Below are 10,865 nucleotides of genomic sequence, written 5' to 3' on the forward strand. Positions count from 1 at the left end.
TTTATCTATTATAATTGACATCAGCAGCTGTTAAAATCCGTAAAACCGCAATAGCATCATCACCATTTGTACGAGGTGATTGACGCGTTTCAATACATTGAAGGAAATGCCGTAATTCGCAAGTAAGCGGCAAATCTTCACAAACATCAATGTAATTCAGCTCATCCATGCTAAAAGCCCACTCTTGATTTTCTTTCCAAACAGCAAAATGGTGTATTGCCAATTTACGACTCCACGGTTCCATATCATTAAAAACGAGCATAGCCTTTGTTCCAACAACAGTTAAACGCCTCTCACGATAAGAACTCAAGCGTGAAGTAAAAAGATGACTACGCACACCATTTGGAAAAATCATATGAATATGAGAAAAATCAGAAATCTGATCAACGACAGCAGCCCCCTCACCGCGAATTTCGGAAGGTTCACATCCTGTCAAGGCCAAAATCATTGAAAGATCATGAGGGGCAAGATCCCATAAAGCATCACTGTGTGTGTGAAATTTTCCAAAGCCTAATCTATGAGAATAAATATATCGCACATCTCCCACATCTCCATTTTTCACCAATTCACACATTTTTTCAAAAGCCGGATGAAAACGCAAAATATGGCCCACCATAAAAACTCGCTCATAGGCCTCAGCCTCCTGAACTTGGCGTTTAGCATCAGAAACATTTAGAGCTATTGGTTTTTCCACCAAAACATCTTTACCGCTTTTAACAGCACGAAGCACATTTTGCGTATGAAATTGTGGAGGCAGCGCTAACACCAGTGCATCAATATCTCGCTGAGTAAAAAGATCATCTGGTTTAACAACCTCTACACCATACAGTGTTGCAAAACTGGCAGCACGATCACTATCAATATCAGAAACTGCTGCTAAAGCCCCAAGAGAGTGAAGTGTCCGTATATGATTTCCACCCCAATGACCGCATCCTAAAACCGCTACACGTGGCACCATTTTCATGCCTTACCTTACTTTATCATATGAAAATTACACTTTTACATATCGAGGATAAAATAGAATGACAAGAGAAAAGCTTAAAAACGATGCTTGACATCTTACTATTCTACCCCTTATATCCGCAAAAGATGTAATTATTGACAATTATGATTGCTTATTTTGGCGGAGTAGCTCAGTAGGTTAGAGCAGAGGAATCATAATCCTTGTGTCGGGGGTTCAAATCCCTCCTCCGCTACCATTACTTTTTGTTGTGTATGTAGCTTGCCAGTGTAGCTGTTGTAGCTTTGTAGCTGTAGCTTGCCAGCAGATTTTGTATATTTTGCCACTAGGTTTTGTACCAATTTATTTTTTTTCAAAGAGTTTTAAAGGTGTTCTCAAAGGGTCTTCAAAGACCTTTCAAAGATCATTTAAAGCCTCTTTTTCTTTTCTGCTCAAAATCGCAATTTGAGATGATCAATCATTGAGTTGGAATCGTATTATTTGAAAAGCAGTGTGCATAAAATGGTATGACTTCTTTTAGCATAAATTGACTGATGATTTTTCTGTATCCTAAGCACATTATTCAGGACATTATTAAAAAGGGAAGCGTTTAAGGAATTCGGTCAACTTGACCAAATTGCTCTTCAGTATGCAATTGTGCAATGTTTGCACCATTGCTCCTTTTAGGAATTGGGTAAACAATACCTTATTGCTGTACTCATGCAATTGGATCAACTTGATCCTATTTCTCGTTTTAGCAATTGGTGCAAGTTGCACCTATTCCTTACCTCCACACCAAAATGCGAACTTTTGATTTTGGTCTCAATACTCTTCAACACCGATCAAAGGGTCAAGTTGTCCCTTTGATTTTCTGTCTCTCCAAGGTTTATTTTTCTCCTGCCTCTTTTCCCTTGTTTGGTGCCTCGAGTGTGATTTCTGTGGTGTATCCGCTTTGTTTTTCATAGCGGTGGGTGACGGTTGCAGCTTTCCATGGCCCATTGATTTGCCCACGAAACCCTTGCAATAAAAGAGGTTGATCCGCCATGATTTCGGGACGCCCCTCAAGGGTCAAAGAACCACTGCCTACAGCACGACACAACCTGTCCGACTCGGAAGCAGCAGCAGCTCGTGCTTCCTCCTCACAAGTGTAACAAGTGCGAAGACGCCGCACGGGACCGCTAAACCCTGTCTGATGCTTGACTTGGCATTGCTGCCCTTTTGAGCGATCAAAATAAGAAGCTTCAATAGTGCCATATTGCGTACGTGGCTCTAACGTGAATTCCCAGTTAGAACAGTCATGCTTATGAAGTTCGAGTGCTGGTAAATTGTCCCCGCTTAAAAATAAAAACTTATTGTCCTTGATCAAAAAACGTGCCCGCATGCGATCGGCAAGGCGGGTTAAAAAATCAACAGCCGATTGATCTGTGCGAATCACATAAGGCAAAGGTTTTTTAGTGAACTGGGGACTGACCTTTGCTTGATAGCCATGGCGTTTGGCGAGTGTCTCAACAATCTCACCAACAGTTTTGTGATCAAAATGCTCACTCACCTGTTCTTTGAGCTCTTTACGCATCGAGGCACTTTTGCCACAAAGGCGCAAGATCTCTCCATCACTGCCCCCACAACTTACAACCGATTCGACAACAAAACATCCCATAAATGCACTGATGCTGTTCTCATAACCAAAGATCACCTGTAGCGCACTGTTGCTTGAGGGAACCTCTAAATCATTGCCACTATCGTCAAACTCTGCTTCAAATGTATCGGCTTCATTCCCGGCATGGTCCGTAATGGTTGCGGTTAAAAGACGCTGGTAAAAAACCTCATGAACAGGTTTGTCTCCCACCTTGACCATAATAAAAGGGTGTGTACGCATTAATCCCATAACCGCTTCACCATGCTTTGGGGATTAGACAACACAAATTCAGGCAGAATGACCTTTAAGCCCCGTGGTAAAAACACACCATATTTGGCAATCTCTGGATTAGCTTCCAGTGTGGCTTCTAAATAGCCTTTGAGTAAACCAGCTTTCCTCCGGTCTCTGAACACTGCCATGGCATGGTGAAAGCAGAGGAGATCGAGGCTCATATCCTCTAGCTCTACAACAACATGCTTTTCTGATATCTTCATAGAGTTTATCCCACTTGGTATTGTCCCACCTGGTATTGTCCTTGTGGTTTTCCGCCATTAAAAAAGGGCAAGAGCGTAATGGAATAGCGGATGCGTTGGGATTGACCAGAGCGACTGATATAGTCATGGTCTTTATTGATCGTGGTGATTACTACGGGTCCATGGAGAAGGACACTATAGGTCGTATCATTGATCCAACGAAGCATCTGCACCGGCTTTGCTCTTCGGATAGTTGTAGTGATGGCATCTATCGCTACCCGGTCCCCAAATTCTTCTGGAAACCAAACCCCATGAATGGTTTTTGCATCATTGCCATAGCCGGTAAATTGCAAACTGGGTGCCTTTCCAAAACGCTCCATACAAACCCATGAGGCAGAAAACTCTTCTTCAAAAGATTAGAAATTTAGCCAGTCCACATAAAATTGATGCGGACCTAACATCATCAAAGGATCTCTCATAGGCTCCCTCCCCTCATTCTGTCCCGCCATGCAGGGCATTAGCGCGTGCCCGTTGCAAAGCATGGGCAACCGCACGACCAGTGGCCATGGGTTCACGCGCCCCATTAACATGCACCGTGACATTTTGATTGTGGGTGATGGTGGAACGCTCTTTGCCTCTTTGCTCTCTCGCAGATGAATTTACAGGAGAAGCTCCCGCAAATTGCACGATGGGTTGAATGGCTGTTTTGCCTCCCAAAAAACTTGGCAAAAACTCTCTTACATCAATGGACCCAATCCACCCCTTAATGCGGCTGGGCAAAGATTTACAATAATCCATCAATTATGAGATGGTGCCATAAAACCATCAACAATCCAATTGGCTAAATCTTCGCCGGCTTGTTCCATACCAGCCTTGGCACCCTCCGAGAGCTTTTCGCGGGCAAAAAAGCTCTTTCTAAACTGAAACTTCTTAAAATTCCCTTTTTACACTTCTCTCAAAGCAAAGATAAAACTGCCAAAACATGTGAAAGTCATCTAAGGATAATTGCATGAGACCATAACCGCTATAAACAAACTCCAATATTTGTATCGTATTATTGTAACGATTTACTTACGTATAAAAGAAGAAGATAAAATTGTAATACAACTAAAAGTTTATACGGTTAATCAAGAGAAATTATACAGCATCACAAAACATCAATTGTTTGAAGATTATAAGTAAAAAATTGATCAAAATAAAAAGCTTTTCTTATGAAAAAGAAAAGAGTTGCCCATGAGTAGATATTATAAGCTCTAACAAAGGACATAACTTGATAATTATACCGCAACAAACTAATAGAAACAGCCTTCTTGATAATTCTGGACACCATGTGCTAGCAAATTATGAACATACCCTTGACAACCTCTCCTTTTCTTCAAAGATAAAAGCCTAAAAAGAAAAAATAGAATAACAAACCATTATTCTACTTTGTATTAAAGCTCAGTTCACATTAAACCATTGCACTTATAGCGTATAACCTGAAATCTTAGCAGCTTTGAAAAAAATATGTCTGATTTTTCATTCTATTTCTAAGCAACATTTAGACACTCCTACCGCTCTTCAAGTCCGTACATATAATACATTTTTTCCCTCATGCTTTAAAACAAAGAAACAAATCCTATTATAACTTACTGCAACTTGCCGAAAATTGGGTGTCTTTCCCTATAACACCAAGATCTTTAATTAAAAGCGGTTTTCCTATTTCTCCATTATAGGCTTTAACGTGAATGGTCTTGCCTTTCACATCTATGAGGTAATAATCTCCATTAAAAAGCGCACCAGCTGTATAGATAGGGATATTTCCAAAAACCTTATCATTTTTCGCACGGCAATAAGACTGATAATGCGTGTGACCCACGAAGATTGCTTTAACATTATGAGAGGTAATAATTGACTTAAAAACCGACAAATCTTTAGCATTCTTTTTACGAATAAAAAAGGATTCACCATCAATAGAAGCAGCACGCGCATCATGAAAATTAATGATTGTCACTTTACCTCTTGCATCAGCAGCAGCTAAATCGTTCCTAAGCCAATCTAAAGATTTATTGATTTGCACTTCTGTAGACTGCCCCTTCAAACGAACCGTATAGCTTGGATAATTGTGAAGCTGCACATAGTGAACATCTCCATAATCCCAAGAATAACTCAAACTCCCCCTTATCGAGCGAATATTTTCACCCGAAATAGGAATCAAACTTTCAGTAACATCTGCATTGAAATGCGATAATTGACTACGGTATTTTTTGATTTCCGATACCATTCTTGAAACTGCACTTATAGCACAAGCATCTTTGTAAAAACTGAATTCTTGAGGATTTGTACAATTACCAACATTATTGGCATAATCGTGATTCCCTAGCCCCTCATAGACAGGTGCTCCAAGAGTTTTATAAACATGTTCATAATCATCATAGTTTTTTTGTTGTCCAAACTCCGTCAGATCACCATTGACAATATGGAATGCAGCCTTGTGCGCTTTTATCACACCAGCAACTTGCTCATTTATCTTTAACCATGGCTCTCTGTTTGATATTCCATTGGCATCACCAGAATTTAAACGCCACGGTTGCGGATCAGCCATAATAATAGCAGTATAATTTTTTGTAAGAGACTTTTCTTTCATCGACCAATCCATGAATGCATCATGATGAAGCCTCTTGTCTCTTTTTATTCTTTCAGAATCAAGATTAAAACAACCAGAGAGAGTAAAAGCAATCACGGTGATTACTAATTCAACTTTATATCTCATCAACCTATCACCATAAAAACGTTACATATTTTTATATTAAAAAAAATTCCTCAGAAGCAATTTTTTAGATTTTCTTGTCAAGAATGTGTCAAAAATTCGAAATAACGAAAGCAATAATCCTTCAATGAAGGTGCACTTTGATGATATAAAAGCACTGTTGATTTCAAGCCTTCAACTTCAAGAACTTTAATTGATTGAGATTTATAAGCTTGGGCTCGAGCTCTTTCAAATGTCATCGATACATCAACAGCTTATAAAAACTTAGTCATATACTATTAAAATATCCCCAACAGGAGAAAAAATGTATTCTTATACTAGAGCAGCCAACTCCTTTGGATATCAAGATCAAATATATTAGAATATTATGATAAATAAGGTATAAATAATCAAACGTGCTAGCAATAGTGTTTAAGTATTACCGTCATCACTCACTTTGACAAGCTATAAAAATGCAGAAGTATTACAGAAAATACTATCATTACTTTATAAAAAATAATATAAATTATGTAAGTATTATAATAATATTTATTATTTCTATAATATAGATTTACAATAAATTTAATTATATAATATAAATAATTACAAACACATTGTGTGTTAAATATAAATTCATACAAATTTAATATCAATTATTTTTTAAATTTGACAAAAAAACAAAAATATCTTACAAAATAAAAACAATTATTGAAATTAATAACAGCTATCCATTTTCACTTCTTCTTATAAAGTAAAGTTTGCGGGGAAATGAATATTGGGGGACTCTCATAAGGAGAATACTGGTGTATAAAACATCCCTTTTATCATGCACGGCTGCGGCTGCTATCATCCTATTCAACATCCAGTTCACTGCACATGCTGAAACTCTTAACGTTACCAACGAAGAAAAAGATATATCCGGAAAAACGTACGAGACTATTTATGTAAAAAACAAAGGAAAAATCACCGGCAATACTGTAACTGTAACTGGAAATAAAAACATAAATACAGAAACAGGTAGCGATAAATATGTTGTAACAGTTAAAGATGCTAACAGTGCGCTTAAATTAAATAACTTAAATATTCAAGGCACTGATTCTAATGTCCGCTTTGGTATTTCTGTAAAAGACGGCGCTAACATCAACCTGACTGGGGGGAATATTACAGCTTCTCAAACTGGCGTTTATATCGATGGTAGTAAGGATAATAGAAATATACTGCACAATGTAGTGATATCAGATAATAAAAATGAAGCATCATCACTTCTTGGAATAAAAATAAACAAGAAAAGTTTTATCACTTTAGAAAATGTAACAGTTAAGCAAGCACAAACTGCCATAGATGCATATGATTCCACAGTAAAAGTTTTAGGAGGATCATTTGATGCAGAAAAGACCGCAATATTTGCTCAAAAAGGCAGCAACATCACTTTAACTGGCGATGCAAACATTACATCTGATAACGTTGGACTCTATGCGGACGGTTCAAAGGCCATCATCAAAATGACAGGAGGGAGCATCACAGCGAAAGAGCAAGCAATAAAGACAACATTCCGTGGCCATATTATTGCTACAGATGTCACCCTAAAAACAAAAGATATTTATGGAATTGGTGTAGCTTGTGAAGACCTTAGCATAGTTGAATTACTTGGAAAGACAACGATTAATAATGCTTTCATCGGGATTCAAGTAATAGATGAGGCCACAATCAAGATGACTGGGGGAACCATTACAGCTTCTGCAGCTGGTGCTACATTCTTAAACAGTCACAGTTATCAATATGAAAACAAACTAGAAAATGTGACAATATCGAGTATTAAAAAGGATGTGCCACTGTTCTTTGGAATAAAAGCAGATGCAAGTTATATCTCTTTAAATAATGTAACAGTGACGCAAGCACAAACTGCCATAGAGGCATATGATTCCATAATGAACGTTTTAGGAGGATCATTTGATGCAGAAAGAACAGCAATATTTGCTCAAAACGGCAGCACCATCGCTTTAACTGGCGATGCAAACATTACATCTGATAACGTTGGACTCTATGCGGCAGGTTCAAACTCCACCATCGAAATGACAGGAGGGAGCATCACAGCGAAAGAGCAAGCAGTAAAGACAACATCCGGTGGCCATATTACTGTTACAGATGTCACCCTAAAAACAAAAGATGGTTATGGAACTGGTGTAGTTTCTAGTGACCTTGGTAGCATGATTGAATTACTTGGAAAGACAACGATTAATGATACTTTCTTCGGGCTTCAAGCACAAAACGGTGGCGCAATCAAGATGACTGGGGGAACCATTACAACTACTTCAACTAGTGCTATATTCTCAAACAGTAACAGTAGTGAAAACAAACTAGAAAATGTGACAATATCGGGTGTTGAAAAGGATGGGGCACTGTACTATGCAATAAACACAAATAAAAGTACCGTCACTTTAAAAGATGTAACAGTGGCTCAAACAGCCACCGGTGTATTTGAAAAAGGTGTATTAGCAGAGAATGATTCGACAATAACAATCTCGGGAGGATCATTTCATGCAAAAAATACAACAATATCTGCTAAAAGCGGCAGTGCCATCACTTTAACCAACAATGCAAACATTACATCTGATAACGTTGGACTCTATGCGGAAGGTTCAAACTCCACCATCAGCATGACGGAAGGAACCGTCACGGGGAAAGGTAATGCATTGGTTGCTGAAAATGGTGGACATATTACTGTTGCAGATGTGACCCTAAAAACAAATGATAGCGATAAGTCATCTGGTGTATTTTCTAATGGCGCAAACAGTGTAATTTTTCTTGAAAAAACAACGATTAGTAATAGTGAAACTGGGCTTGCAGCAATCGATGGTGGTGCAGTCAACATGACGGGAGGATCCGTAGCAGCGAACGAAACGGCGTTATTTGCAATCAACGGTGGGCATATTGATTTGACAAATGTTTCTGCAACAGCAGAAGTTTCTGGTTTGCAATTCGTAACTCACCCTACTACCAAACAAGATGAGCTAAATGATCCACAAAAACATCATAGCAATGAAATCAATCTGACCAATGCAGAGCTTCATGCTGAAAATGGCACAGGAATTTTCATTAGAGCTTTCACTAACGCTAACATTAAAAATAGTGCTGATCTGTCAATTGGTACAGTTAATCTCACAAATTCAGAAATCCATGCCGACGTGTTATTAAGGGACGGCCTCTTTACAAAAAAAGAAAGCTTTTGGGAAGAGAAAGATATTGAAGAGAAATATATTAATGAGATCTCCAATGGCACCTTCACATTAAGCGCTGATCATTCAAATTTAGAAGGCAGAGCGAATATTGCTAAAGACAGAAATGTACGTTTTGATCTAAAAAACAAGACAACATGGACACTAAAGACCAGTACAAAAGAAAAAGATGCTGATGGCAATCTGCTTGATATTGCTCAAAGATCACGTTCTGATATTTCCACGCTTAATTTCGATAACAGCTCTATTATCTTTAATGGACCAACAGAAGATCATTATCACACATTGCATATAGGTTCTGGTAAACCAGATACGCAAGCCGTCTACAACGCCTCTGGTGATGCAAAGATTTACTTCAACATTGCTTGGAGTGATGGCGTAGCAAGTGCCGATCAAAAAACCGATAGACTTCTGATCCACGGTGATGTCTCAGGCTCCACAACAGTTTATATCAAAAGCGATTCAGGAGATGAAAGTAGTGTAATAAATGCCTCTGATCCTTCCAATATAGGTGGCCTCTCGCTCATTCAAGTTTCTGGAAAAGCACAAGAAGACTCTTTCAAACTCGTAAATGGCTATACCACAAGAAATCGTTTGCCTTATAAATATACGCTAACGGCCTATGGACCAGAGTCAAGCCACGGACAAGCCGATGTTGCACAAAGCCTCTTTGATGAGAAGAATGAAAATTTCTGGGATTTCCGCTTACATAAAGAAATTCTTGAAACGGGTTCTGGTTCTGGTCCAAGTGTGATCGTCCCTGTAGCACAAACGGCCAGTTACTTAGTCATGCCAAATGCTCTCTTCTACAGTGGATTAACCGATATAGCTAAACAAAACGCACTCTTAGCCAATATCAGAACATCTGTCTTAGGAAAAGAAGAAGAAAAACAAACCGGTTTCTTCCTCTATACTTACGGAAACACAGGAACCTTATCTTCTGAGCGTGGACCTCTCAAATATGGTTATGGTGCTAATATCCGCTATGCTGCTCTCCAAGCCGGAGTCACATTCGCGACATTAGAAGGACAAAATACCACAACACATTTCGGTCTTGTAGGCACCTATGGGCGGCTGTCTTTCACTCCAAAGGATATGAATGATGTAAGTAAGAGCACATGGGATAAATGGTCACTAACAGCTTATGGCAGCGTGCAGCATGACAATGGTTTCTATATGGATACACTGTTATCCTATGGAATTCTAAAAGGAGATATCGGCAATGCTATCATTGGCAAAACCGCAAAATTGAAAAATGCCAAAATGTTGAGTATCTCCACCACTGTTGGCAAAGAGTTTGCAACTAGAATGGAAGGTTTAACATTTGAGCCACAAGCACAAATTGCCTATCAACATTTGATGTTTAATACCATTGAAGATGCTGATAATTTTACCGTTGATATGAAAAATCCTTCTCAATGGTTGATCCGTGTTGGTGGACGTTTGACAAAAACCATTTCCACTGAAAGCAACCGTCCAATGTCTTTCTATGGAAAAGTAAACTTGATCAAAACCTTTGGTGATAATGGTACCATTCATATTGGTAGAAACTTTGACCTTGATCCTATGGGACCTGCAATTGAAGGCGGCGTTGGCATCAATGCACAACTCTCCCACAATTTCTCGCTTCATGGTGATGTCAGCTATCAGCAAAAGCTTCAGAAAACTGGTATAAGTGGTGCAAGCTTTTCAGGTGGCATACGCTATCAGTTTTAAAACAAAACTGTCAAAACAGCGTATTTCTTTTCTATGCATTAACAAAAAAGGCAGCCACAATATGCTGCCTTTTTTATTTATAAAATCTGTTTTTCTTTCAAAGAACCTCTTCTTAAAAAGCAAAAACAACAAAAAT

The 10,865-nt window shown here is 38.6% G+C and carries 6 protein-coding genes, 1 tRNA gene and 1 pseudogene; 2 read left to right on the top strand and 6 right to left on the bottom strand.

The annotated features are described in order from the left end of the window. Position 1: 1 nt before the first annotated feature. On the bottom strand, positions 2 to 958 hold the full coding sequence (locus tag ACFIKI_RS03980) for a Gfo/Idh/MocA family protein (RefSeq protein ID WP_375665808.1): 957 nt from the start codon (positions 956 to 958) through the stop codon (positions 2 to 4). A 164-nt stretch (positions 959 to 1,122) separates the two neighbouring features. Between ACFIKI_RS03980 and ACFIKI_RS03985 the strand changes: the two genes are divergently transcribed. Further along, positions 1,123 to 1,199 (top strand) — tRNA-Met (locus ACFIKI_RS03985). 627 nt (positions 1,200 to 1,826) lie between these two features. On the opposite strand, the gene ACFIKI_RS03990 is transcribed toward ACFIKI_RS03985, so the two are convergent. From ACFIKI_RS03990 to ACFIKI_RS04010, 5 genes and pseudogenes are all read right to left on the bottom strand, one after another. Continuing rightward, complete coding sequence (locus ACFIKI_RS03990; RefSeq protein WP_375665809.1) at positions 1,827 to 2,816, bottom strand: phage late control D family protein; 990 nt, start codon at positions 2,814 to 2,816, stop codon at positions 1,827 to 1,829. Continuing rightward, positions 2,816 to 3,070, bottom strand: coding sequence for a tail protein X (locus tag ACFIKI_RS03995; protein ID WP_375665772.1), 255 nt, complete (start codon positions 3,068 to 3,070; stop codon positions 2,816 to 2,818). The genes ACFIKI_RS03990 and ACFIKI_RS03995 overlap by 1 nt, the downstream gene beginning before the upstream one ends. Positions 3,071 to 3,075: 5 nt before the next feature. Continuing rightward, positions 3,076 to 3,528: pseudogene (locus ACFIKI_RS04000) on the bottom strand (phage tail protein). Between the two features lie 13 nt (positions 3,529 to 3,541). Beyond that, positions 3,542 to 3,829, bottom strand: a complete 288-nt coding sequence (locus tag ACFIKI_RS04005; RefSeq protein ID WP_375665773.1) for a hypothetical protein — start codon at positions 3,827 to 3,829, stop codon at positions 3,542 to 3,544. Between the two features lie 841 nt (positions 3,830 to 4,670). Beyond that, the gene (locus ACFIKI_RS04010; protein WP_375665774.1) at positions 4,671 to 5,801 is read right to left on the bottom strand and encodes a metallophosphoesterase; all 1,131 of its coding nucleotides are present in this window, start codon (positions 5,799 to 5,801) and stop codon (positions 4,671 to 4,673) included. 1,478 nt (positions 5,802 to 7,279) lie between these two features. On the opposite strand from ACFIKI_RS04010, the gene ACFIKI_RS04015 reads away from it, so the two are divergent. Next, positions 7,280 to 10,729 carry an autotransporter outer membrane beta-barrel domain-containing protein gene (locus tag ACFIKI_RS04015; protein WP_375665810.1) on the top strand — a complete coding sequence of 1,150 codons (3,450 nt, stop codon included), beginning with the start codon at positions 7,280 to 7,282 and terminating at the stop codon, positions 10,727 to 10,729. Positions 10,730 to 10,865 lie beyond the last annotated feature (136 nt).

The sequence above is a fragment of the Bartonella sp. TT121SHDZB genome (assembly GCF_042193415.1).
Taxonomy (GTDB): domain Bacteria; phylum Pseudomonadota; class Alphaproteobacteria; order Rhizobiales; family Rhizobiaceae; genus Bartonella.